Source organism: Geosporobacter subterraneus DSM 17957, from assembly GCF_900142145.1.
Lineage (GTDB): Bacteria > Bacillota > Clostridia > Peptostreptococcales > Thermotaleaceae > Geosporobacter > Geosporobacter subterraneus.
This window is the reverse complement of the sequence record NZ_FQZV01000011.1, coordinates 65,083-90,593: the sequence shown is the minus strand read 5'-3', so window position 1 is coordinate 90,593 and position 25,511 is coordinate 65,083. Positions and strand designations below refer to the sequence as shown.

Annotated in this window: 23 protein-coding genes, 1 riboswitch and 1 other annotated feature; of the genes, 17 read left to right on the top strand and 6 right to left on the bottom strand. The window is 41.9% G+C overall.

Annotated elements, in window-relative coordinates:
* Nucleotides 1–186: hypothetical protein (locus BUB56_RS19640; RefSeq protein WP_330392558.1), on the bottom strand; the 186-nt coding region annotated here is incomplete at its 3' end.
* 161 nt (nucleotides 187–347) lie between these two features.
* On the opposite strand from BUB56_RS19640, the gene BUB56_RS05120 reads away from it, so the two are divergent.
* Together BUB56_RS05120 and hisC are read left to right on the top strand one after the other, a co-directional pair.
* Nucleotides 348–719, top strand: coding sequence for a hypothetical protein (locus BUB56_RS05120; protein WP_110940294.1), 372 nt, complete (start codon nucleotides 348–350; stop codon nucleotides 717–719).
* A gap of 102 nt (nucleotides 720–821) precedes the next feature.
* Nucleotides 822–1,892, top strand: coding sequence for a histidinol-phosphate transaminase (gene hisC, locus BUB56_RS05115; protein WP_110940293.1), 1,071 nt, complete (start codon nucleotides 822–824; stop codon nucleotides 1,890–1,892).
* 49 nt (nucleotides 1,893–1,941) lie between these two features.
* Here the strand turns inward: hisC and BUB56_RS05110 are convergent, their stop codons facing one another.
* Nucleotides 1,942–2,619 (bottom strand): metal-dependent hydrolase, encoded by a 678-nt coding sequence (locus BUB56_RS05110; RefSeq protein ID WP_110940292.1) that lies wholly within the window; start codon nucleotides 2,617–2,619, stop codon nucleotides 1,942–1,944.
* 75 nt (nucleotides 2,620–2,694) lie between these two features.
* Nucleotides 2,695–3,366, bottom strand: a complete 672-nt coding sequence (locus BUB56_RS05105; RefSeq protein ID WP_110940291.1) for an alpha/beta hydrolase — start codon at nucleotides 3,364–3,366, stop codon at nucleotides 2,695–2,697.
* A gap of 252 nt (nucleotides 3,367–3,618) precedes the next feature.
* Between BUB56_RS05105 and BUB56_RS05100 the strand changes: the two genes are divergently transcribed.
* From BUB56_RS05100 to ppx, 3 genes are read left to right on the top strand one after another with little or no spacing between them, the layout of a single operon-like run.
* Nucleotides 3,619–5,181, top strand: coding sequence for a Ppx/GppA phosphatase family protein (locus BUB56_RS05100; protein ID WP_110940290.1), 1,563 nt, complete (start codon nucleotides 3,619–3,621; stop codon nucleotides 5,179–5,181).
* Nucleotides 5,178–7,343, top strand: a complete 2,166-nt coding sequence (locus tag BUB56_RS05095) for an RNA degradosome polyphosphate kinase (RefSeq protein ID WP_110940289.1) — start codon at nucleotides 5,178–5,180, stop codon at nucleotides 7,341–7,343. The genes BUB56_RS05100 and BUB56_RS05095 overlap by 4 nt, the downstream gene beginning before the upstream one ends.
* Nucleotides 7,344–7,354: 11 nt before the next feature.
* Nucleotides 7,355–8,872 (top strand): exopolyphosphatase, encoded by a 1,518-nt coding sequence (ppx, locus tag BUB56_RS05090; protein WP_110940288.1) that lies wholly within the window; start codon nucleotides 7,355–7,357, stop codon nucleotides 8,870–8,872.
* Nucleotides 8,873–8,889: 17 nt separating this feature from the next.
* On the opposite strand, the gene BUB56_RS05085 is transcribed toward ppx, so the two are convergent.
* Nucleotides 8,890–9,168, bottom strand: coding sequence for a 2Fe-2S iron-sulfur cluster-binding protein (locus BUB56_RS05085; protein WP_110940287.1), 279 nt, complete (start codon nucleotides 9,166–9,168; stop codon nucleotides 8,890–8,892).
* Between the two features lie 165 nt (nucleotides 9,169–9,333).
* Nucleotides 9,334–9,581, top strand: a binding site (T-box leader).
* 124 nt (nucleotides 9,582–9,705) lie between these two features.
* Between BUB56_RS05085 and BUB56_RS05080 the strand changes: the two genes are divergently transcribed.
* The 7 genes from BUB56_RS05080 (at nucleotide 9,706) to BUB56_RS05050 (ending at nucleotide 16,648) form a co-directional block, all read left to right on the top strand.
* The gene (locus tag BUB56_RS05080; RefSeq protein ID WP_242946224.1) at nucleotides 9,706–10,233 is read left to right on the top strand and encodes a tryptophan transporter; all 528 of its coding nucleotides are present in this window, start codon (nucleotides 9,706–9,708) and stop codon (nucleotides 10,231–10,233) included.
* A 315-nt stretch (nucleotides 10,234–10,548) separates the two neighbouring features.
* A complete protein-coding gene (gene pdhA, locus BUB56_RS05075; RefSeq protein WP_110940286.1) occupies nucleotides 10,549–11,637 on the top strand; it encodes a pyruvate dehydrogenase (acetyl-transferring) E1 component subunit alpha in 1,089 nt (362 codons plus the stop codon).
* Nucleotides 11,637–12,620, top strand: a complete 984-nt coding sequence (locus BUB56_RS05070) for an alpha-ketoacid dehydrogenase subunit beta (RefSeq protein WP_110940285.1) — start codon at nucleotides 11,637–11,639, stop codon at nucleotides 12,618–12,620. The genes pdhA and BUB56_RS05070 overlap by 1 nt, the downstream gene beginning before the upstream one ends.
* A gap of 12 nt (nucleotides 12,621–12,632) precedes the next feature.
* On the top strand, nucleotides 12,633–13,925 hold the full coding sequence (locus BUB56_RS05065; RefSeq protein ID WP_207650401.1) for a dihydrolipoamide acetyltransferase family protein: 1,293 nt from the start codon (nucleotides 12,633–12,635) through the stop codon (nucleotides 13,923–13,925).
* A gap of 30 nt (nucleotides 13,926–13,955) precedes the next feature.
* Nucleotides 13,956–15,329 carry a dihydrolipoyl dehydrogenase gene (gene lpdA, locus BUB56_RS05060; RefSeq protein WP_110940284.1) on the top strand — a complete coding sequence of 458 codons (1,374 nt, stop codon included), beginning with the start codon at nucleotides 13,956–13,958 and terminating at the stop codon, nucleotides 15,327–15,329.
* A 260-nt stretch (nucleotides 15,330–15,589) separates the two neighbouring features.
* Nucleotides 15,590–16,249 carry a hypothetical protein gene (locus tag BUB56_RS05055; protein WP_110940283.1) on the top strand — a complete coding sequence of 220 codons (660 nt, stop codon included), beginning with the start codon at nucleotides 15,590–15,592 and terminating at the stop codon, nucleotides 16,247–16,249.
* 78 nt (nucleotides 16,250–16,327) lie between these two features.
* A complete protein-coding gene (locus tag BUB56_RS05050) occupies nucleotides 16,328–16,648 on the top strand; it encodes a hypothetical protein (protein WP_110940282.1) in 321 nt (106 codons plus the stop codon).
* A gap of 5 nt (nucleotides 16,649–16,653) precedes the next feature.
* Here BUB56_RS05050 and nhaC read toward each other — a convergent pair whose 3' ends face one another.
* Nucleotides 16,654–18,060 (bottom strand): Na+/H+ antiporter NhaC, encoded by a 1,407-nt coding sequence (gene nhaC / locus BUB56_RS05045; protein WP_110940281.1) that lies wholly within the window; start codon nucleotides 18,058–18,060, stop codon nucleotides 16,654–16,656.
* 369 nt (nucleotides 18,061–18,429) lie between these two features.
* Nucleotides 18,430–18,620, top strand: a riboswitch (Lysine riboswitch).
* A 134-nt stretch (nucleotides 18,621–18,754) separates the two neighbouring features.
* Here nhaC and BUB56_RS05040 point away from each other — a divergent pair.
* From BUB56_RS05040 to BUB56_RS05025, 4 genes are all read left to right on the top strand, one after another.
* On the top strand, nucleotides 18,755–19,960 hold the full coding sequence (locus BUB56_RS05040; protein WP_110940280.1) for an aspartate kinase: 1,206 nt from the start codon (nucleotides 18,755–18,757) through the stop codon (nucleotides 19,958–19,960).
* 292 nt (nucleotides 19,961–20,252) lie between these two features.
* Complete coding sequence (locus tag BUB56_RS05035; protein ID WP_110940279.1) at nucleotides 20,253–21,866, top strand: putative manganese-dependent inorganic diphosphatase; 1,614 nt, start codon at nucleotides 20,253–20,255, stop codon at nucleotides 21,864–21,866.
* A 275-nt stretch (nucleotides 21,867–22,141) separates the two neighbouring features.
* Nucleotides 22,142–22,465, top strand: coding sequence for a hypothetical protein (locus BUB56_RS05030; protein ID WP_110940278.1), 324 nt, complete (start codon nucleotides 22,142–22,144; stop codon nucleotides 22,463–22,465).
* 17 nt (nucleotides 22,466–22,482) lie between these two features.
* The gene (locus BUB56_RS05025) at nucleotides 22,483–23,985 is read left to right on the top strand and encodes a leucyl aminopeptidase (RefSeq protein WP_110940277.1); all 1,503 of its coding nucleotides are present in this window, start codon (nucleotides 22,483–22,485) and stop codon (nucleotides 23,983–23,985) included.
* A 48-nt stretch (nucleotides 23,986–24,033) separates the two neighbouring features.
* Here BUB56_RS05025 and BUB56_RS05020 read toward each other — a convergent pair whose 3' ends face one another.
* Nucleotides 24,034–24,537: a peroxiredoxin gene (locus BUB56_RS05020; RefSeq protein WP_110940276.1), complete on the bottom strand. Its 504-nt coding sequence runs from the start codon at nucleotides 24,535–24,537 to the stop codon at nucleotides 24,034–24,036.
* A 194-nt stretch (nucleotides 24,538–24,731) separates the two neighbouring features.
* Between BUB56_RS05020 and BUB56_RS05015 the strand changes: the two genes are divergently transcribed.
* Nucleotides 24,732–25,511 carry a short-chain-enoyl-CoA hydratase gene (locus tag BUB56_RS05015; protein ID WP_110940275.1) on the top strand — a complete coding sequence of 260 codons (780 nt, stop codon included), beginning with the start codon at nucleotides 24,732–24,734 and terminating at the stop codon, nucleotides 25,509–25,511.

The following is a 25,511-nucleotide window of genomic DNA, read 5'->3' as shown; positions in this document are numbered from 1 at the left end:
AAGAGAATAGTCTCGATTGGTACCTAGTGAAGAATAATACTTTTGATAAAAAGAAAAAGGGATAAACGGAGTAATATCAATATGTTGGTTTAATAGAGAAAGTAGATTATTTTGATCCTGATGAAAGAACTTATCAAAGTCAGATGAGATATCACAAAGATTTAATTGTTTCGCTGAAATTGGCATAAGTTTCTCCTTTCTTGTAAGTTTTGAGTTATGTACAATTTCACAATGTATATATACCCAAAACGGGGGAAACTTAGCCATTTCAATAGATTAAAATGCAGTATTTGTGCGAGTTGTAGAGTTCTGCAACGAGCTAATAATTATATAAAAGGGGGGATTTTATGAAATGGATATTGAATTTAATGAAACAACTGGCAGCTGCTTTCATCGGTTCAGGTGTGGTTATGTTGATGCTTCATGTATTAGGCATAACGCTTTGGAAGGGGATGCTGGGGGTAGGAATTCTAGTGCTTACAGTGGGGCTTTTAGGCACCTTTGGCGGGGATGTAACCATATCGGGATTCATGTCTAACGCTTCAGCAAAAAGCGGGGCTCACCCCCAGGCAGCCTATCGTATGGATTTGACAGGACCTAGAAAATTCACGGAATATGAGAGAAGCAATAAACAGTTAGATCTGAACTTTGCCATCATACTTATATTTATTGGCCTATTTCTAACCATTGCAGGATTTTATATAGAGTCCTTGGGCTGATGATTTGTTGACATAAAAATTGAAAGTTGATATAATTGTTTTATTATTTTCAAGAATTTTAAGACAAAGACTTGGCTTTATGGTCCTGCAAGGGGGAAAAATATGGATATACAAAGCATTCCCAATTTATTAAACATTAAGGAATATCCAGAGAGCGAAATTAAAAGAATTCTAAATAAAGAACTGATTATTAAACTGTCCAATAATGAAAATGTCTACGGGCCTTCTCCAAAGGCCTTGGAGGTTATAAAGGAAGCTGTTGAAAACTTACAGTTTTACCCCGACCCACAGGCAGCCAGTCTGAAGCGAAAGCTTTGCAGTCTGTGGGATATTGAGAAGGAGCAAATATTGATTGGCAATGGAGCCGATGAGGTTATTGATCTGATTCTTAGAGGGCTGCTGCAGAAGGGGGATGAAGTGATTATCCCTACCCCAACCTATGATAATTACGCTATAGGGGTGGAGCGCTGCCAGGGAATCTGCAGGTTTTTAGATATGCCCATGGGTAATTTTGATTTGGTAGAGATTCAGAAATCCATTACCAATCAGACAAGAATGATTATTTTGTGCAATCCAAACAATCCCACAGGGGCCTTTATATCAGGGTTAGCTTTGGAGCAGTTTATTGAATCCTTGCCTGAACATGTGATTTTGCTGTTGGATGAAGCCTATGCCGAGTACGAGTATGCCCATGTAAGTGGGATTCGATATATCAGCAAAAAGAATATTCTAGCGGTTAGAACATTTTCTAAAATATACGGATTAGCTGCCTGTAGAATTGGCTATGCGGTGGGCAAAAGTGAAATTATTCAGAAGCTGGACGATGTACGCCTGCTTTTCAATACCAATACTTTGGGGTTAATTGCAGCGGAGGCAAGTCTTGATGACCCGATTCACATCGGAAAAATTAAATATTCCAACCAGAAAAGCAAAGCCCTGATGGTTAGGCAGCTGGAAAAACAAGGTATTTCCTATTATAATTCCAGCGGTAATTTTATTATGATTAATACAGGTGTAAACAGCGTAGAGATGTATAGACGATTGTTAGAACGCGGGATTGTAGTGAAGCCTATTCTCCATGAGAAATATCAGACCTGTATTCGGGTGACTCTTGGAACCGATGAAATGAATAATTATTTTTTGGATACCCTTTTCGGAATACTATATAAATGAGAAAAAGCTTAACGGGATGTTAAGCTTTTTCTCATTTATATGTGGAAAATTAGAATACGAAAACCTCTCCAGGTTTTAGAATAATCGTTTCAGCAGCGGTAACTTTCTCTTTGAAGATCTCCGGATCTGCAGTAATGACCGGGAAAGTGCCATAATGCATAGGAATCACCTTCTTAGGCTGGATGAATTCCACTGCCCGTACCGCATCCTCAATATCCATTGTAAAGTTTCCGCCAATAGGAAGTATGGCTACATCAATGTTTTCAACAGCTAGAAGCTGCATATCCATGGTTAAGCCCGTATCCCCTGCATGATAAAATTTCTTGCCATTTACCTCTATGATAAACCCGCAGGGATTTCCACCGTAGATCAATCCACTGATGGTTTCGATAGCTGAACCATGTAAAGCAGGAGTCATTTTTACGATGCCAAAATCAAATTTTGTTCTCCCGCCAATGTGCATCGGATGGGTTGGAACGCCTTTGCCGCTTAAGTAATTGGAAATTTCATAGTTGGTAATCACCGTGGCATTAGTACGGTTGGAAATGGTTACCGTATCTCCTAAGTGATCACCATGGCCATGGGTAACAAATATATGGGTTATATCATTAAAATCTGATGTTTTTACCGGTGCATTAGGGTTGTTGGATATAAAAGGGTCTACAAGGGCTTTAAAGCTTCCCTCCTCTACATAGAAAGAGGCATGGCCTAAATATTTCAGTTTCATTCAAATCATCTCCTTCAGGTTAATCATTTCTATTTCTATCATACCATAAATGATGGAATTTAACCAAATTTATGGTTAGCCATGCTGCTTTATGAAATCTATGATGGCATCATAGATCCTGTCCTTTTCGCAGCTATAATGCAATAGATGATTGCTTTTTTCGTAAAAACAAAGTGATTTTTGGTCCGAAGGAATCGTGTTATAAATAAACCGGGCACTTTCTGCCCTTACTACCGGATCCTTTGCTCCCTGAACTACCATTACTGGCAAATTCAGTTCAGGAAGCAGGCGTTTTGAATGGTGAAGCAAAATGCGAAAGTTCAGATTCGCAGCCATCGGAGTAAAGCAGGAGAAGAAATATTCCTTCAGCCGCTGATTATTTTTGGTTCGAATGTTTAATAGAAGGTCATCCTTCAGATTTTTAAAATCGATACAGTAAATGGGAGTGCTCATGGATACCATGCATTTTGGCTTGTACTTATGAGCTAATTGAAAGGCCAACAGTCCCCCCATGGAAAAACCAATAACAGTTATTTCATCACACTGCCTTGAAAGTTCTTTATATGCCTGATCTGCGGAGTCCAGCCATTTTTTATAGGAAGAGTATCTAAGATTTTTTCGGATACCGCCATGACCGTGCAAGGTAGGACATAGGGTGATGAAACCCTCCTTTTTCAAGCAATCAGCCAAGGGTTCAACTTCAAAGGGACCACCGGTATAGCCGTGTATTAATAAACATCCTTTCATATGCAGCACCTCCTACTCTTATTATAAAGTGTAAAATTACACTTTTAAAGCAATATTTCTTATACCTGTTCAGCAGAAATTTCCTTCATTAACATAGTATTAACAAAATAAGTGCCTCTGTATGTTATAATGCATAAGAAAAACTCAAAGAAGAATTTGTCAAAATTATAAGAGATAATTGAAAACATCCATGATGCATTGTAAAGAATGTGGGTAATATAATCAAAAGAACTGTTCTGGGGAGGATTCTTAATGAGTCAAAAAACAAAAAGAGAGACGATGGCAAGTATCGATATCGGCTCCCATGCACTTCGGATGAAAATTGTAGAAGTCCATGGAACGGAAGAGGTAAAAATATTGGAAATGCTTCGTCATCCTATATCATTGGGACGGGATACCTTTGCCATGGGAAAAGTACGGTTTGAGACGGTGGATGAAACCTGTGAAATTCTAAAAGGTTTTAAAAAGTTAATGAATGATTATCAAATTAAAACCTATAGAGCAGTAGCTACCAGTGCGATTCGAGAAGCTCAAAACAGAGACTATATCGTTGATCAGATCAAACTAAAAACCGGATTAATGATCGATGTAATCGATAATGGGGAAGAACGGTTCCTAACCTATAAATCTATTCGGGAAAATCTACCCAATCATCAAAAAATAAGATCTGAAGGGGCTATGATTGTAGATATTGGCTCAGGCAGTGTTGAAATATCCGTTTACAAAAACAACCACCTAGCCATCACGGAAAATATTAAACTGGGTTCACTGAGATTGCGGGAGGTTCTCTCCAGTATTGAGAACAGAACCTTGAATTATCCAAGACTGTTGGAAGAATATATAAGCAGCAATATTGACCGTCTGGATGTTTCAACAGAAAAAGGCAGTTTTAAAAATTTTATAGCTCTTGGGGGAGAAATCCGAATTATAAGTCAGCTATGTAATAAAACCAATGACTATGATAAACTGAAATATATCAAAAAAGAAGATTTTATGCTGGTTTATAAAGAATTAATGGAGCATCCCAATCACTATGCCGCAAAACAGTATGGATTAGCTCAGGAAAGGGCCGATATCCTGCTCCCTTCCATGATGATTTTTAAGAAATTTTTCAATATGACACAGGCCAAGGGAATCCATGCGCCTTTGGTTTCACTGCGGGATGGAATTATCTCCGATATCATTGATACAAAGTTTAACACTCAAAGAAAAAGAGACTTTATGGAAGATATCATTCACTCTGCCCGTTATTTGGCTGCAAAATATAAATACGATGAAAAGCATGGGAGAGCAGTAGAGGAAAAGGCACTGTTAATTTTTGATGCATTAAAGCCCATGCACGGACTAGGAGAAAGACAGCGGTTTTTGCTGCAGTTGGCAGCGATCTTGCACGATATTGGGAAATTTGTTAATCCGCTGGAACATTATATTTATTCTTACCATATCATCTTAGCCTCCAATTTGATCGGGGTATCTAGAGAAGAGATGGAGATTATAGCCAACATCGCCCGTTATCACAGCAAGGCGGTTCCACGGGCAGACCATGATAACTTCAGAAGGCTTAGTGAAGAAAACCGGGTAATTGTTTCAAAATTAGTAGCCATTATACGCTTAGCCGATGCTTTAGACCGAAGCCATCGGCAAAAAATCAAGACAGTACAGATCCTATGGGAAGAAAAAGAAATTATATTTCGGATTGATGCAGAAGAGGATCTTTTACTGGAAGAATGGACCTTTGAGACAAAGGCAGAATTTTTTAAAGAAGTTTTTGGTGTAACCCCAATTATGAGATTAAAGAGGAAGATGGGCATATGAATAAGCTGAATTTCGATAAACCAGAATATTTTATCAACCGGGAGCTCAGTTGGCTGGAATTTAATGACCGGGTATTGGAGGAAGCACGGGATCGGAAGAATCCACTTTTTGAGCGTCTTAAGTTTTTAGCAATTGTAAGCTCAAATCTAGATGAGTTTTTTATGATACGGGTAGCTTCACTTAAGGATCAAGTTAATGCAGGCTTTAACCGGCCAGATCCTTCAGGACTGACGCCGAAACATCAGCTTAAAAGAATTTCTATTAGGACCCATAGGTTGGTGGATGAGCAGTATACCTCCTTTAATAGGGCACTGGTGCCCGGATTGAAGAAAAATGGGATTCGTATTCTTTACCGGGAGGATTTTACAAAGGAGCAGAGAGCTTATTTAGAAAGCTTTTTTCTTGAGATGATATACCCAGTGCTGACGCCAATGGCCGTTGATTCCAGCAGACCCTTTCCGTTGATCCTGAATAAAAGTTTAAATATAGGCATCCTGATCAAAGATAAAGCATCTGAAGAAGGGTATATTTTCGCCACTGTCCAAGTACCTTCTGTACTGCCGAGACTGATCGAACTGCCCTCAGATGAAAGAGAAATGCGATACTTTGTGCTGTTAGAAGAAGTTATTATCATGAATATTGATAAGCTCTTTCAGGGAAAAGATGTTGTTTGTGCATATCCCTATCGTATTACCCGAAATGCGGATTTAAGCATTGAAGAGGAAGAAGCGGAGGATCTGCTGATTGAGATCGAAAAATCTCTAAAGATGAGAAAGTGGGGAGCTGCTATACGGCTGGAGGTAGATGAAAAGATGGATGGCCGTTTAGTGGAAATGCTTAAGAATGAGTTGGAAATTCATCACGGAGATATATACTATGTCAATGGCCCACTAGACTTGACCTTCCTGATGAAGATATACAGTTTGGGAGACTATGCTCACCTGAAGTATCCTGAGAATGACCCCCAGATTCCGGGAGATCTTTTAGGAGAAGCGGATATATTTGAGGCCATCAGCAAAAAAGATATTTTGCTGCATCATCCCTATGAATCCTTTGATCCTGTTGTAGCCTTTGTGAAACATGCGGCTCAAGATCCAAAAGTATTGGCTATTAAACAGACTCTATATCGTGTCAGCGGAGATTCCCCCATTGTCAGGGCCCTAGAGGATGCGGCGGAAAGAGGCAAGCAGGTGACTGTGCTAGTAGAGGTTAAGGCGCGCTTCGATGAGGAGAACAATATTCAATGGGCAAAAAGGCTGGAAAAAGCCGGATGTCATGTGATCTACGGTCTAGTAGGCTTAAAAACCCACTGCAAGATTATTTTAGTGGTTCGACAAGAGGAATCGGGTATTAAGCGGTATGTTCATCTGGGAACAGGGAATTATAACGATATTACGGCCAGATATTATACAGATATTGGAATGTTTACCAAAAGTGAATATTTTGGTGCAGATGTATCTGCTGTGTTCAATATGCTTTCGGGGTACTCTGAGCCGCCAGGATGGCATAAAATTGAAACTGCGCCGAAGGGCTTAAGAAACAGGTTTTTAGAAATGATTGATCGTGAGCGGGAGATTTGTCTTGCGGGAGGAAAGGGAAGAATTATTGCAAAGATGAACTCTTTGGTAGACAAGGAAATCATTTTAGCATTGTATCGTGCATCGGCAGCCGGGGTAAAGATCGACCTGGCGGTACGGGGAATCTGCTGCTTGCGGACCGGTATAGCAGGTGTAAGCGACAACATTAACGTAAGAAGCATTGTAGGCCGCTTCCTGGAGCATAGCAGAATCTTCTATTTTTATAATGGGGGCCGGGAGGATGTTTATCTCTCCAGTGCAGATTGGATGCCGAGAAATCTGGATAGAAGGGTAGAGCTTCTATTCCCCGTAGAAGAAAAAAACATGAAGGATCGGTTGATCAGTATATTGCAAATCATTTTAGAGGATAATGTAAAAGCAAGATTTCTAAATATAGAAGGGCGGTATAGGAAGATAGACCGACGGGGAAAAAAGCATCGGCATTCTCAAAATGAATTTTGTCAGATTGCCCATGAGCGTGTAAAGCAGTATAATAAAGAGACAAATAAGTCCTTTTTTGAACCGATTTTATCCAATAACGAAGGCGGTATAGATGAGGTGGCAATGGACCGGAAGGAAGAATAGAAGGTGAAGCTATGAGAAAGAAAATTGCTATTATAGATTTAGGCTCCAACTCTGTACGGATGATCATTATGAAAATCTACGAGGATGGATCCTATAAAATGATGGATCAGGCAAAAGAAATGGTGAGACTCAGTGAGGACATGGGGGATGAGATGACTTTAAAGCCCTTGGCTATCAAAAGGACCCTATTTACCCTAAAGCTCTTTAAAAAATTGATAGAAGCTCATAAAGCAGATGAGGTCTTCGCCATTGCAACAGCAGCTGTCCGTAATGCCGTAAACCAGCAGGCCTTTTTAGATAAAATCAAGCTGGAAACCGGGTTTGATTTCCGCGTAATATCCGGTGAAGAAGAAGCCTATCTGGATTATATGGGTGTGATTAACAGTATAAAGATAGGGGACTGTGTCATCGTAGATATCGGCGGTGCCAGTACAGAATTGGTATGGGTGGAAAATCGGAGGATGAAAGAAGCGATTAGTCTGCCCTTTGGAGCAGTCACACTAACAGAGAAATTTCTGGGGAAAGGAAATTATACTCAAGAGGGTATCAAGAAGCTCATAGATTATGTGACGAAGCAGTATAAAGATATTGAATGGCTGTCTAGGGTGGATGGCCTCCCGGTAGTAGGCCTTGGAGGTTCTATTCGAACGCTGGCAAAAATAGATAAGAGAAAGATTGGATTTCCTTTAGAGAGTCTTCATAATTATACCATGGAATATAAGGAAGTCCTATATGCCTATGATCTAGTGACAAAGGCCAATATAGAGTCCCGTAAGGATATACCGGGTGTAGAAAAGGATCGTGCGGATATTATAGCGGGAGGGCTTGTACCGGTAAAGGCTCTGATGGATTTACTGAAAGCAGACAAAATTGTTATTAGCGGGAACGGTCTCCGGGAGGGAATGTTCTTCAAATATTATTTGGAAACATTGGGTTATGAGGACGAAATCCTGGAGGATGTACTAAGCCACAGCGTTGAGAATACATTAAAAAACTACGATGTGAACCTAGAGCATTGTGAGCATGTGACAAAGCTGGCGTTATCAATATTTGACCAGCTGCAGCCCCTGCATGGGTATGGTGAAGAGGAACGAAAGCTTCTCTATGTAGGTGCCCAGCTCCATGATATAGGGATGTATGTAGATTATTATAACCACCACAAGCATGGTTTTTATCTGGCATTAAACTCCAGACTCAACGGCTTGAGAAATCGCGAATTGGTAATGTGTGCCTTCATTGTAGCCATGCATCGGAATGAAGAATTCAAAGTTGACTGGAAAAACTATAACATGCTCATCGATAAAAATGATTATGAAATCATCAAAAGGCTCAGTGTCTTTGTGCGGATTGCAGAAAAGCTGGACCGCAATGAATCGGGCAGTGTAGAGGACATTAGCTGCTATATCACGCCCGATAGCGTACAGATGATGTTAAAGACAAGCAATACGCCGGAATTGGAAATCGCTGCTGCCATGAAGAGTGATAGAGTTTTTGAAAAGTTATTTAATAAGAAGCTATATATTGTATAAAAAAGCTAGCATAAATGCTAGCTTTTTTCCGGTATCTCAATGACCGTGTTCTGTGAAATAGTTGTCTCGCAAGCCAAGCGATAGCCTTTTTCAAGTTTGCTCTTACTTAGCAGCTTTTTTTCCTGTTTTGTAGGCTCTGATACATCTCCATCTAGGATTCTAATTAAACACTTGCCGCACTTGCCTTTCCCGTCACAGGGAGCTTTGATTTTAACCTTGGCTTCCTTAGCGGCCTTCAGTGCATTTAGACCTTTTTTAATTTCAGTTTTGCAGATAAAATTTACCTGTATGCTCATACTTTGTTCCTTTCTCCCACCCTTTGGAGTCTATATAAAAGATAATGATTATTATTCTTATAATCTATATCTATTTTAACTTATTTCAGCGAGAAAATAAATATGAAAAAATTTTCAAAATCTATTGACTTCACCACTTTTATGTATTAAAATCATAACAATAAATTAAATTCGTTGAACAAGAGAAGTAGCCGGAAGATCTAGCTGCAGCGAGTCGGGGGTGGTGGAAGCCCGATAGCGAGGATACTGGTGAATGGACTTGGGAGAAGCCAGGTGAAAGATTTCAGTAGCCGGGGCCGGGAGTTTCCCGTTATAGGAACAGGATATCGAGGCAACTCTGTATCTGGTGAGAGAGATAGTTCTATTCTATCTAATTTGGGTGGTACCGCGGAAGCAAGTCTTTCGTCCCTTTTGGGATGAAGGACTTTTTATTTTGCCTAAAAAGAGAAAATACAGGAGGTGATTAGTATGTTGTGAACATCAGAAGAAGTGGATTGGCGTTGGGAAAATGAAAAAAACAAAAAGGAGAGATGGATAATGTTAAGAAAAAATATACTCACAGCATTGCTAATGGCCATTGGTTTTATTTTACGTCAGCTAATACCCGGTTTAATAGGAGGTATGAAAGGAGATATTATGCTTTCTGTTATCTTTGTATCTCTGCTGATTAACCGTGAATTTAAAAATGCACTATTAACAGGCCTTTTAGGCGGTTTAATTACGGCTATGACCACCACCTTCCCCGGAGGTCAGCTGCCCAATATCATTGACAAGCTGATTACCTGTATAGTGGTGTATTATATGATTAAAGCACTGAGCAGATTTGAAGGAAATCCAGTGGCCACGGGAGTAATCGCCTTTGTAGGAACTGTGATCAGCGGAAGTATCTTCTTAGCTTCCGCACTGATGATTTCAGGCCTGCCGGCACCTTTTACAACTCTCTTTTCAGTAGTTGTGCTGCCTACAGCTCTGGTGAATATATTTATGACCCTGGTGGTTTATGGAACAGTAAAAACAGCCCTCAAAGTGTCCGGCATCAAAATGGACGCTCCTGTAAAAGCTTAGGGATATGCAATTATATAGAAACTGATTATCAATTTTGGGGTAGGCCTTGTGTCTGCTCCTTTTTATTTAGAAGAAAGGTAGTTCAATATACACTCAATTGTTAGAGGCCTATTTTAAAAATACAGACACGGATTTGCCAATTTAGTCCTGTTGCAATGCTTTTCCAGTCTATAAATAGCATAACACAGCTTTTATCTATAGGTGATAAAGATTTGCAATTAATTTTGCATGTCCATTGATTAGTGCTTCCATAAATTTGTTTAAGTCATCAAAAAAAGGTTATATATTTGAAAAAGACATGAGGGAGGGAATTTCATGCTTGTAGATCAATACAATCCTTTTGAAGGAAAAATGCTGCAGATATTAGACCCGGACGGCAATGTCATAGAAGAAAAACTTTTACCGGAAATACCAGAGGATGAACTGGTAAGATTGTTTAAAATAATGCTTTTCACCAGAGTGGTAGATCGCAAGGCTCTTATGTATCAACGGCAGGGGAGGATGCTGACCTATGCTCCCAATGAAGGCCAGGAGGCTTGCCAAATCGGCAGTGCCTATGCTTTAGAACAGAGGGACTGGATGGCACCTGCTTTTCGTGAACTGGGTGCCTGGCTTACCCGAGGAGTGGATTTAAAGACATTATATCTTTATTGGTACGGTAATGAAATGGGAAGCAAAGTATCAGAAGATATTCGAATCCTGCCGGTATCCATTCCCATCTCTTCACAGCTGCTTCATGCGGTAGGATTGGGCTATGCAGCGAAGGTAAGAGGATTGGATGAAGTATCCATTGCTTATTTTGGAGATGGTGGAACTTCTGAAGGAGATTTTCATGAAGCCATGAATCTGGCCGGTGTATATAAAACACCTACTATATTCCTTTGCCAAAATAATCAGTGGTCGATTTCTGTGCCCAAACACTTCCAGACTGCTTCTGAAACTTTTGCACAAAAAGCCTATGCCTATGGTTTTAAGGGCATCAAGGTTGATGGAAATGATATTTTTGCCATGTATGCAGCGACAAAGGAGGCAGTAGACCGTGCCAGAGCCGGCGAAGGCCCCACATTGATTGAGGCGTATACCTATAGATTGGGCGCCCACACCACCTCCGATGATCCAACCAGATATAGGGATGATGCGGAAGTAGAGGCATGGCGGGAGAAAGACCCTGTGAAACGCTTCAGGATTTACCTGGAAAAACGGGGGTTATGGAACCAGGAAATGGAGAAAGCTTTTGTCGCAGAAAAGGAAGAAGAAGTGGAAAAAGTATTTTCAGATATTGAACAAAATGGCGGTACAGTCTTTGATGATATATTTATGTATCAGTATGCGGAGATGACTCCGATTTTAAGAGAGCAATATGCAGAATGGAAAGCCTTCTTTCAGGAAAGGGGGATGTTATAATGCCAGTATTCAATAATATTCAAGCCCTGAATTATGCCCTTATGCAGGAAATGGAAAAAGACCCGTCTATCGTGGTGTTTGGTGAAGACGTAGGATACGAGGGCGGCGTTTTTAGAGCAACGGTAGATTTGCAGGCAAAGTTTGGCGTAGAGAGATGCTTTGATACACCGATATCGGAGTCCGGTATCGTAGGAATGGCAGTAGGAATGGCCATTAACGGTCTTAAGCCTGTGGTTGAGCTTCAATTTTGTGGGTTTACCTATCCGGCCTTCAATCAGATTATCAGCCATGTATCCCGAATGAGAAACCGCTCCCGGGGCAGATATACGCTGCCTATGGTGATTCGATTCCCATTCGGCGGCGGCATCCGGGCCTTAGAACACCATTCGGAAAGTCCTGAAGCACTGTTTGCCCATATACCGGGCCTTAAGGTGGTAGCGCCTTCAACTCCTTATGACACCAAGGGATTGTTGCTGGCTGCACTCAGGGACCCTGATCCTGTAATTTTTATGGAACCCAAAAGAATTTATCGGGCTTTCAAGCAGGAAGTGCCGGAAGACGATTACGTTATAGAAATCGGTAAGGCAAACATTGTGAAAGAAGGGGAGGATCTTACCATTGTCACCTGGGGTGCAATGGTGAGAGATACCCTAAAAGCTGTAGAAAAAGCCAATGAGAAGGGTATCCATCCAGAGGTTATCGACCTGAGAACCATCGCGCCTATGGATCGTGAAACCATCATCAAGTCTGTGAAAAAGACAGGTAGAATCCTGATTGTACAGGAAGCCGTCAAGAGCTTTAGTGTTGCTTCTGAAATTATTGCTCTTGTAAATGAAAAAGCTTTCTTGCATTTAGAAGCACCGCCAGCTCGGGTAACAGCTCCAGATATAATTGTGCCATTGCCAAGAGGAGAGCAATTCTATATGCCCCATCCCGATATGATTTATGAGAAAATAAACGAAGTTGTAAACTTCTTAACCTAGGAGGGGATTTGTATGATTCGCGAATTTAAGTTTCCCGATATCGGAGAAGGTGTCCACGAAGGGATTCTTCTCAAATGGCATGTAAAGGTTGGAGATAGGGTGAAGGCAGGAGATCCCCTGGCAGAAGTTGAAACCGACAAGGTAAATGCAGAGCTGCCATCCCCCTATAGCGGAAAGGTTTCAGAACTATTGGCAGCAGTGGGAGGTACCATTCATGTAGGACAGGTGATTATCCGCATTGAGGACCAAAGTGGTAAGGTTTCTCAAGAAGCTGCATCAGAGCCGACAGTCCAAGTGGTAGAAGAAGAGAATGCCGGAGTAGTAGGTGCATTGGAGGCATCCTCTGAAGTGATTCCTTCCAGTGCAGAGGGCAGGAAAAACAGTTTTACAGAAAAGGAAATCCCTCAGAAAGTATTGGCCACGCCTGTTGCACGAAAGATGGCCTATGACTTGGGGTTAGATATACGAACCATAAAAGGTACCGGACCAGGTGGAAGGATTATGAAGGAGGATATTCGCAGGGCTGGGGAGAGCAATGAGAAGAAGCCTGCGGCAGTTGCTGTACAGGAAACACCGGGTACGGGAATTCTTCCATCCGGATCAGGAAAAATTGAAAGAGTACCTCTCAGCATGATGAGAAAGACTATTGCAAAAAAGATGGCTCAATCCAAATATACAGCCCCCCATGCAACTGCTATGGATGAGGCTGACGTAACGGAGCTGGTTCAATTTAGAAATAAGATAAAAGAAAGGTTTTTTGCAGATTATGGTGTAAGCATTACCTTCATGCCTTTTATCATGAAAGCAGTATGCTTGGCGTTAAAGGAAAATGAAAAGTTGAACAGCTCCTATGATGAGGAAAACCAAGAATTATTATTAAAGCGATTCTACCATTTAGGCATTGCTGTAGATACAGAAGAAGGTCTAATGGTTCCGGTGATACAGGACGTAGATAAAAAGAGCATCTTTGAGCTGGCAAAGGAATTGGAAGATCTCAGTGGGAGAGCCAGAATGAAGAAGCTGAAAATAGAAGAGTTGAAGGGCAGTACTTTCTCTATTACCAATTATGGTGCTGTGGGCTCTACCTTTGGTGTGCCGGTGATCAATTATCCCGAAGCAGCCATTATCGGCATCGGAAAAATAGAGAAGAAGCCGGTAGTTCGTGAAGATAAGCTGGTGCTTCGGTATATGCTGCCCCTATCCCTATCCTTTGACCATCGCATCGTAGATGGCGGAGATGCAGGAAGATTTATCAATACCCTGAAGAAGTATCTATCAGACCCCTACAAGCTTACACTGCTGTAAGCGCTGGGGTTCTGGAGAGGTGGTGTCCAATTGATTTATGATGTTATTATTCTAGGGGCCGGCCCCGGAGGCTATGTAGCGGCAATTAAAGCAGCACAGATGGGGGGGCGGGTAGCCTTGATTGAGAAAGAGGATATTGGAGGGGTCTGCCTCAACTGGGGTTGTATTCCTACCAAGGCGTTGTTAAAGAGTGCACGACTCTTTGAAGAAGTGAAAAAAAGCGATTTTTTTGGTATAGAGGGTATTGATCAGAGCAAAATCCGCGTCAACTGGGAACAAATGAATATTCGAAAGGACGCCGTAGTAAAACGGCTGGTCAATGGCGTAAGCAATCTGCTGAAAAGAAACGGGGTAGAAGTATTCCAAGGTACTGGGAAGGTGCTGGATAAAGCTACAGTCAGTGTAGCCGGACAAATTATAAAGGGAAAAAATCTTATTATTGCTACAGGTTCCAGGGCAGTAATGCCTCCAATAGAGGGAATAGAGGAAGCGGTGAAAACCGGTATCGCGATCACCAGTAAGGAGGCACTGGCATTGAAGAGTCTGCCAGAGGCGATCGTAATCCTAGGGGGTGGTGTGATTGCTGTTGAATTCGCAACCCTATTTAATGCACTAGGCAGCAAAGTAACGCTGGTGCAAAGATCTGCTAGGATCCTTACCAATATAGAAAGGGAGCTGGCAGAAGGGCTTCAGCGGCACCTAGTTGACAAGGGAGTCAATATTGTAACCAACAGCCAGATTAAGCGAATCCAAGGCAAATCCGCAGTGCTGGAGGTCGAAGGACAAGAAAAAATCTGCTATGGAGATAAAATACTGGTTAGCCTTGGAAGAAAGCCTAATACGGAGGGACTAGAAGTATTAGGGCTGCAAATGGATAAGAACGGTATTCAGACCAATGAAAAATTAGAAACCAATATCCCGGGAGTCTATGCCGTCGGAGATGTAAATGGAAAATATCAGCTGGCCCATTTGGCTTCAGCAGAAGGAATCACTGCTGTAGAAAACATATTTGGCCAAGAGAATAAGATTAATTATGACATTGTACCTTCCTGCATTTACAGCTTTCCGGAGATTGCTACAGTAGGCCTGACAGAACAGGAGGCCAGGAAGCAGGGTTATGATGTCGCTGTCAGTAAATTTCCCCTCAGTGCCAACGGAAAGGCCTTAGCAGAGGGTGAAAGCATTGGCTTTGTGAAAATTGTGGCAGAAAAGCAATATGGTGAAATCTTGGGGGTTCATATTATGGCAGTCCATGCAACAGATATGATTTCAGAAGCCATTGTATCCATGCAAATGGAAGGAACCGTATACGATGTTGCCCAGGCAATTCACCCCCATCCAACCCTGTCAGAAATCATGATGGAGGCTGCCCACGGTGCCATTCACAAGCCAATCCATCACTAAAAAACAATACCTATAGACGAAAATCCTCCTTCTTTTTAGAGGGAGGATTTTTCATATTAAATTATATGAAAAAAGGGGTTGTAGGGGATACAATCCCCTACCTGCATTCAGGAAGGTGCTCAGGCTGCAAAGCAGCCGTCGAAGGAAACCTAGGGTTTCCTAGCGAAAGCATCGAGGATGTTTTTTTCATTCTACTCAGGACTAATTTTTTTCCTTTTATTGCATATATATTAGAGAAATAAAGGACAGGGAGGGAGATTATGTTCTGGATGACAGGAGTCTATTATGGAATCGGTTTTTTGGCGGGGACTATAGCTCTTCACAATATCTATAGGGCAGCAGCCATAGACTGCAAAACTACAAGATGGGTAGTCAGTACCATGATGCTACTGGTTATCCTGCGATATGCAGGAATGATCATATTCGGCTTAGGTCTGGAATGGCATATTCTGGAGCATTGGAAAAGGTCATTGCTATTTTCCTCTGTAGCAATTCCCATATCTTTTTTCTTTACCATAAGACATTTATATGGCAGAAAGCGTGTAACCGCCAACCGGTTCATGCTGCGTCTTTTTCCTCTGCTGCTCTTCTACTTGCTGTTTATTACTACTGCGAAGGTATCGGTAATACCCTCTGCCTTCATGGGTTATGAGATACGGCTGGACCACTATTGGAAACTGGGTCTGGGCTTTGTACAGGGAATGGTATTATTGTGTATTGGCTATAGCATTTTTAGGGCAATGGGGGCAAATAAGGATGAGGAGGCAAGAATAAGACTGATATTTCTGAACATTCCATTAATGCTGCTTATACTGGATGGGCTGGCACAAGTCATCAATATTCCTTTCTTGCAGCCCCTGTCTATATCAGAAGTGATAGCAGTTATTGCTGTAGGCTATGGGTTAAGCTATAAAAACTAAAGCAGGAATGAAAACCTCTCAATTTGGCTATGCTGAAATATTGAGAGGTTTTATTATACAGATGAAAGGTGACATTGAATGGAGCTGAAGCACTACAGGGGTAAAGTTCGTCGTTTCTATCTATCCCATTTCAAACAAGCGTATGTACAAAAGCAGCTGGAAAGAAGAGAAGGGAGCTGTAAAATGTGCGGTGCCTGCTGCCAGCTGGGGTATCGGTGTATTTATCTCACAGATTTGAATACCTGTAAGATCCATGATAGGAACGATTGGATCAGACCTAAGCAATGCATGTTATTTCCTATAGATGAGCAGGATCTGTTGGAGATGAATAATCCGAAATGCGGATACTTCTTTAAAATAAAAAAACCACCTTTATCCGTGGATAAAGGCAGCTTGTAGATACATTAGTTTTGCTTTTGACCTTCTCCTTGCGGCAGCTTTTCCATGGTGATTCCAGTGAAACCATAGAAAATAGAAACCAGTGGGTTAATAAGATTTAGGAATGTATATGGCAGATAAGCAAAAGGATGGACTCCCAAAGTACTCATCATGAAGGCCCCGCATGTATTCCATGGTACCAATGGAGAAGTCAGTGTTCCGGAATCTTCAAGACATCTGGATAGGTTCTTAGGATGGAGTCCACGATCTGCATAGATCTGACGGTACATTCTACCAGGTACTACGATTGAAAGATACTGGTCGCCAGTGGTCAAGTTTGTAAAGATACACGTTAAGATTGTTGCAGTTACCAATGAACCTGTATTCTTTGCGAAAGCAAGAATTTTTTCTGCGATTACTTCCAGCATGCCGGTTTTTTCTAAAGTTCCGCCAAAGGACATGGCCAGAAGAATCAGAGAAATCGTCCACATCATACTGTCCAATCCTCCACGGCTCAATAATTCATCAACTGCTTCAATGCCAGTTTCAGAAACAAATCCGTAATGTGCTGCATCGATAATCTCTGACATGCCTGCGCCTTGGAACATTGCAGCAAACAAACCGCCTAATATGGTTCCGCCAATGAGTCCCGGTATCGCAGGAACCTTGAAGATAACCATTGCGATTACTAAAATCGGTGGAAGCAGCAATAATGGATTAATCGCGAACTGCTCGCCCAAAGTGTCTAAAATTGTATTAATTGCAGCAACATCTAAATCTTGACCGGCATATTTGAATCCGATAATTCCATATAAAATCAATGCGATTAGTAAGCTTGGCCCGGTTGTAAATGTCATGTGCTTAATATGGTCAAACAGGTTTGTACCTGCCATTGCAGGCGCTAAATTTGTTGTATCGGAAAGGGGTGACATTTTGTCTCCGAAATAAGCCCCAGAGATGATTGCACCGGCTACGATAGGAAGCGGAATGCCAAGGCCCCCGCCAACCCCTAACAACGCAATACCTACGGTACCTGCAGTTGTCCAAGAGCTTCCTGTTGCTAAAGAAACAATGGCACAAATTAAGCAAGTAGCTACCAGGAATATTCCTGGGGATAATATCTTTAAACCATAGAAAATCATTGTTGGAACAATACCGGCTAATATCCATGTACCAATAATGGCACCGATGATCATAAGGATTAATATAGCCTGCATAGACATTCTAATTGTATCCAAGATACCTTCTTCGATATCAGACCACTTAAAGCCTGCGCGAATTGCAATAAGAGACGCTAGTACAGTTGTTGCCAGGATTGGCATATGTGGGTCTCCACCAAATAACATTAGCGTGCTCATCAGTGCTGCAATTAAGAAAACAATGACAAACAATGCTTCGAGAAAAGTAATTCTTCTAGGAATTCTGTTTTCCATTGGGTATTCCCCTTTCTTAAGTTTTATTAGGCCAATGCTAAATTAAAGTATTTTCATTATAGCATACAAGCATCCATCAATTCAAGAAAACGATACCATCTTTTTGAATTTTATGCATTGTGAAAAAAATGTCGAATACCGTGTTAAAGCGATAAAGAGACATTGCTTTATGCATATTATTATAATAATATGCATAAATATAAAAGTCAATGAAACAGTTTTTGGCATATCAAAAAGATAAAGGATAACGTTTTCATAGTTATGGACTGGGTTAGAGGACAAAAGAGGCAGGAGGAAAAAAGTTGACAGAAAAAAATGGATGTGTTAAAATACAAAAAAACTTAATAAGTATACTTAAGATTTTGGGGATTGTGTTTTAGAGGTTGCGGTGCATTATGAGTAAGGTAAGGGAGATTGAGGACATCGTAGAGCTTGCCAGAAAGGAATCACTGCCGAAGCATAGAAATCTGCCTCGATTTCTAGAGCTGGGACTATATTGAATAAATATAGGACTGTCACTGGTAAAGAACCCATTTTACCAGTGAGGGGCTATTTCACACGAGGGGGAAAGTCGTATTCTGTTGTTATAGATAACAGCTTTGAGTACCTTTTGCGCTCAGGCTGTTTTTTGTTTTTGAAACAGACGTGTGAAGCCGTTAGACAAAGAACTGAATTGTATTAGGAGGATGAAGGTATGGCGATTGTAGTACAGAAATACGGCGGAACTTCAGTAGGTACCATCGAAAAGATTATGAAGGTAGCAAAACGGGTTGCCCAGCGAAAAGAAAAAGGTGATAGTGTTGTAGTGGTAGTATCGGCCATGGGAAAAACTACCGATATGCTGCTGGGTATGGCAAAGGAGATCAGTGAGACGCCTTCCAGAAGAGAGTTAGACATGCTGATGTCCACGGGAGAGCAGGTATCTATTTCCCTGTTGTCCATTGCTCTGAATGAAATGGGATATGATTCTGTATCCTTGACAGGGTTTCAAGCAGGAATCATCACAGAAGGCTTTCATACAAAGGCAAGAATTCAGGATATCGATGCAGAACGGATTAAAGAATACTTAGCACAGCAAAAAATTGTAGTGGTAGCAGGCTTCCAGGGAATCAATGCCAATGGAGATATCACCACATTAGGCAGAGGCGGCTCCGATACTACTGCAGTGGCGGTGGCGGCAAAGCTGGGATGCACCTGCGAAATTTATACCGATGTTGATGGAATCTACTCAGTAGATCCTAGATTGGTACCGACTGCGAGAAAGCTGGATACCATCAGCTACGAGGAAATGCTGGAGATGGCCAGTCTAGGGGCTGGAGTCATGGAAACGAGAGCGGTAGAGATTGGTCAAAAATACAGTGTGCCGATTTATGTTGCTTTGAGCACAGAGGATTGGCCTGGAACTTATATAAAGGAGTATGATGTGACGATGGAAAGTAGAGCGATTACAGGATTATCCGTAAGCGATAAGGATTTAATGGTAACAATCAATCATGTACCCTATGACATTAAAAATATTTCCTTTATTTTTGAGGAACTTGCAAAGCTGGATATCAACATTGACATGATCAGCCAGACTGCACCTTCCCATGGTTTGGTCAATGTTTCCTTTACAGCGCCTAAAAACGACCAGCATATTATTGAGGACATTATGAACAAGATTAAGGAACGCTTTGAAGGGGTAGAAGTAGACATTGAAACCGCAATTACGAAGCTTTCTGTAGTAGGAATCGGAATGAGAAGCCAATCCGGTGTGGCAGCGAAAATGTTTAAAATATTTGCCGATCATAATATCGGATTCAAGCAGGTTACGACCTCAGAAATCAGAATATCCTATGCCATTGATACTGCAGATAAGCAGAAAGCGATTGAAGCAGTGGCCAGAGAGTTTCAACTGTAATAAAGAGAGGCTGCCTATAGAAAAGGCGGTCTGAGACTGATGATAAACCCCTCCTAAGATCTTCTCGACTCCGTGACAAGGCCACTTTTTCTGAAATAGATCATTGAAAAAAGTGACCTCGTCAAAGTCCCTGTTCGGAAGCTTAGGAGGGGTTTATTGAGCAACATTACTTTGTCAACAACCTGAGGCTGCCTATAGAAAAGGCAGTCTTTTTAAATGAATAATGGTATGATAATATGGTTATCTGGGAAAGAAAATAAAAAAGAGAATGATACAGGGAAGGAGAGTGGAGATGGCCTTATTAGTATTTGGACATAAAAATCCGGACACGGATTCCGTCACATCGGCGATTGCTCTTTCTAGTCTAAAGAATAGGATGGGGGAAGATACAGTCCCTTGCATTTTAGGGAATCTGACAGAGGAAGCCAAGTTTGTTTTGGATTACTTTCAGGCACCCGTACCCCAGCTTATAAAAAATGTTAAGATTCAGCTGAAGGATCTTAATTACGACCGGGTGGAAGGAATTTCTCCAAAGTCTTCAATTCTCCATGCCTATAAGCTGATGGAGGAAAAAAATCTAAAAACACTGCCTATTGTGGACGGGGACCAGCGATTAGCGGGAATTGTAACCATGAAAGATATTGCCATGGGTTTAATAAAAGGAAACTTTTATAAATTAGAAACCTCATTGGAAAATCTCACTGCAGATTTAAAAGGGCATATCTTGGTGAAGGCCTGCGAGGAAATCGAAGGAAGAATTAAAATCATGGCTTTTTATGATGATACAATCCTGGGAACCTTAAGCCAAGAGGATATCATTATCGTGGGAGACCGCTACCGTATCATAGAAAATGCCATTGAGGTAGGAGTAAAGCTTATCCTGGTAACAGGAGGAAAATCAATTCCTGAAAAATATGTGCAGAGGGCAGCAGACCAAAAAGTAAACATGCTGTCGGTGCCTACAGATACCTTTACCACTTCAAAGCTCATCAACCAATGCAACTTTATAGCTTCTATCATGAAGGGCCAGGGAATTATTCAGTTTCATGAGGAAGAATATCTAGAAGAGGTAAAGGATGAAATGATTCATACCACCTTCAGAAACTTTCCGGTGATTGACCAAGATCAGAAATTCCTAGGGTTTATCGGAAGGCGACATATCATCAATCCTCACAAAAAGAAGGTAATTTTAGTAGACCACAACGAATATGCCCAAAGTGCAGAGGGACTGGCAGAGGCGGAGATTATCGAAATTGTAGATCATCATAAGATCGGTGACATATCCACCTCTATACCGATCAGCTTCAGAAATATGCCTGTGGGCAGTACCTGCACCATTGTCTATTATCTGTTTTTGGAGGCTGGGGTGGAAATCCCGCCTAAAATTGCAGGCCTTTTACTTTCAGGAATTATCTCCGATACACTTTTACTGCGATCTCCCACAACAACTCTATGGGATCGAAATGCATTGGATGCACTGAATCAGATACTAAATCTTGACTTAGAGACCTATGCTATGGAAATGTTTAAAGCGGGAACTTCTTTAGAGGGCTACAGCATAGAAGAAGTCTTCTATAAGGATTTCAAAGAATTCCAGCTGGAAGGGGTCAAGGTGGGGATCAGTCAGGTATTTACACTGGATATTGAGGATGTTTTTAATCGTAAGCATCAGTTTTTAGACTTTATTCAACGGGTCCATGGACACAATAACTATTATCTGACTTTGCTGGTGATTACAGATATTCTCAGTGAAGGCTCCTATTTGCTCTATCAGTGTGCCAATGAAAGCTTGCTGGCGGTGGCCTTTGATATAGAGCTCCAGCAGGGGGTTTTCGTCCCTGATGTGGTTTCAAGGAAAAAGCAAATCATTCCAAAATTGATGGATGGACTAAGAATGTTGAAATAAACAAAGGGTATGGATGAGTGCATCTATACCCTTTGTTTATCAAATGATAAGACTCTGATGAAGGTAAATGTTGATCATTCGAATATAGACACTTGATTATAGCGAATCAGAAATTTGGGGACGGTTTGGGATGACCCCATTTTAGTACACACATTGGGTACGACGACGTTTCACTGTCCCAATTCAGATAAATTTTTTTATGGAAAGAGGAATCTTCGTTATATCGTAGAATAAGATGGTAATCATAATAAAGAACATAGGCAGGGGGGAATCGAATGTCCTTTATAAGGTATATACTTCGTTATCTTTTCAAGGGTATCCTGTATGCTGCTGCTTTTGCCCTGATTGGGGTCCTCTTTGCAGGGTTGAGGGGATGGCCCATACTGAAGGGAGCCTACATGTTTGCCCTTGGAGGAGGCACTATCACGATGGTTATTGCCATTGCTTTGCTCATTGGGACACCTGCCATGAGAAAATCAATGTTTACTTCCCTGAAAAAAAGAAGGGAGCCTCAAACTGGAGCCGAGGGGATCGGGGCAGCGTTGATAGGAATCATAATTGTAATCATCGGATTTTGGCTAGAAAGTCTGATGCATTGATAAAGGAGGAAAAGGGAATGGAATTTCATGTGATCAGAGGAACTGTAGGGGATATGACGGTAGACAGTCTCATCCTGTGTCTATTTAAGGACACAAAGGTCTTATCGCCGGAGATAAAGGAATTAGATCGGCAGCTGGGTGGTATTATCAGCGAAATGATTGCAGAAGAAAGCTTTGCAGGTAAGGAGATGGAAGTTCAGGTAATACATACCTTAGGGAAAATTACCCCGAAAAAGCTGATACTGGCTGGATTGGGAGAAGAAAAAAAGGTTGATGAGGAAGTATTAAGAAATGTACTGGGAAGTGTGGTAAAAAAAGCCGGTAAGCTAGGGGATAAAAGGATTGCTCTTTATTTGGAAGAGGACCTGGAAAAAAAGATATGTCCTGTTGCGATAGGCCAGAGCTTAGCAGAGGGTGCGCTGATGTCCCTATATCGCTTTGATAAATATAAAAGCGGTGATAGAAAGCAGGAAGAGATTCAAGAAATTTTATTCATAAAAAAATATGAGATGGAAAACGAACTAATAGAGAAAGGAATTCAAAGGGGAGTTGCACTGGCACAGGCAGTGAACCTAGCCAGAGATATGGTGAATGAACCGGGCAATCGGATGACGCCCACTGTCATGGCGGAAGCGGCAAAAAAGATAGCCGGCAGCCATGGAATGAAGGTCGAGATTCTGGAGAAAGAGGATATGGAAAAGCTGGGGATGTATGCGCTGGTAGGAGTTACCAAGGGAAGCGCAGAGCCTCCTAAATTAATCGTGATAGAATACAACGGAGGAGACCCTCAGGGTGAAAAAATCGCCTTGGTAGGAAAAGGACTTACCTTCGATGCGGGAGGCATCTCCATAAAACCGGCTCAAGGGATGGAAGACATGAAGGATGATATGGCTGGAGGCGCTGCTGTCATCGGAGCCATGGAGGCCATCGGAGCCTTAAAACCCCGGGTCAATATTATTGCAGTGGTACCAGCCTGTGAGAATTTGCCGTCAGGTACGGCACAAAAACCGGGAGATGTAGTAAAAAGCATGAATGGTAAAACCATTGAGATTATCAATACCGACGCAGAAGGCCGGCTGATTTTGGTCGATGCCATCTCCTATGCAATTCAAAAAGGCGCAGATAAAGTTATTGATATCGCTACTTTGACAGGAGCCTGTGTAGTAGCCTTTGGTCATGTGACTACCGGTGCCCTGACCAATAATGAAAGCTTATGGTTGCAGGTTCAGGAGGCTGCGGCAAGGGCAGGGGATAAAATCTGGCAAATGCCTGCCTTTGAGGAGTATAAAGAGTTGATTAAAAGCGACATTGCAGATATTAAAAACTCTGGAGGCCGCTGGGGAGGTATGATCACTGCAGGATTATTTATCGGGTCCTTTGTGGAAAACAAACCCTGGGTTCATATCGATATCGCAGGGACTGTCAGCACCAAGAAGGATCATGGGTATCGGGTGAAGGGGCCTACCGGTGTAGGAGTGAGAATGCTGGCCCACCTAGCAGAGATATTGGCAGGAAAGTAAATAGAGCAACACAAAACCACCGGTTTTTGAATTGACCGGTGGTTTTTACTAGGAGAGAGTGGCCATGCCTTCTTCCCAGTTAGCAGGACAGGCTTTGCCAGTCTGCAATGCCTTTAATACCCTTAGAACTTCCTTTACATTTCTGCCCACAGATAAGTTTTGTACGAGCTGATACTGAAGGAATCCATCAGGATCGATCAGGAATACACCCCGCAAAGCAATGCCGCCGGCTTCCTCTGTGAGTACTTCATAGGTTTGTGACAGATTTTTGTCATAGTCTGCAATGAGAGGGAAATCTATCCCGCCTAAATGCTGAGCCCAGGCGTTGTGAGTCGGAACACTGTCTGTATTGGCACCCAATACTACCGCATTTAACTGGTCAAAGTATTTCAGTGACTTGTTAAATTCCGGAACCTCGGTGCCTCACACCGGTGTGAAGTCAAGGGGATAGAAAAACAGCACAACCCACTTTCCTTTAAAATCCTTAAGCGTAATCTGCCCCTTCGTACTAGGTACGGAAAACTCAGGGGCCGGATGTCCGATTTTCAACATCATAGCACCTCCTAATCTTTTCATTTTTCAGTGTTGCCAACAGCTCAGTATTGTATGCATAAGGGCATAAGGAAAGAGAGAAATATATTATTTGCTGTAGGGGTTTCTATCTTGGTAAAATAGGGATATAATTTTAGGTAGATGGCAAACCTTAGATGGAACAAGTGTCACACATTTTAAAAGGAGGGATACCAATGCCTTTTCAAATGATTGAAATAGAACAGAAAGAAAAGGTAGGCATCATCAGACTGAATCGCCCTGAAGCACTGAATGCGCTAAATCGACAGCTGCTAAGGGAGCTGGATACAGCTGTAAAACAGCTGGCAGAGGATTCCTGTGTGTCGGTGTTAGTGATTACGGGAGCTGGAAAGGCCTTTGTGGCTGGGGCAGATATCTCTGAAATGAAGGATTTAGGCGGAGATGAAGGCAGAAAATTTGGCATGTTAGGACAAAAGATATTTAGAGAAATAGAGAGTATGGAGAAACCGGTCATTGCCGCAGTAAACGGTTTTGCACTGGGAGGAGGCTGCGAATTAGCCATGAGCTGCGATCTGCGGATTGCCAGCAGTAAGGCAAAATTTGGCCAGCCGGAGGTAGGATTGGGGATTACACCGGGTTTTGCCGGAACCCAGAGGCTGCCTAGGCTGGTAGGGATTGCAAAGGCAAAGGAACTTATTTATACAGGAGATATGATCGATGCTATAGAGGCTGAGCGTATTGGGCTTGTGAATAAGGTGGTCGAACCGGAGCTGCTGATGGATGAAGTGCTGGCCCTTGCTAACCGTATAGCAGAAAAAGCCCCGCTGGCCGTAGGATATTCAAAGCTGGCAATCAATAGAGGAATTGAAACTGATGTAGATACGGGTACGCAGATAGAGGCAGATCTTTTTGGCCTTTGCTTCGCCAGCACGGATCAGAAGGAAGGCATGGGTGCTTTCCTTGAAAAGCGAAAGCCGTCATTTCAAGGGAAATAA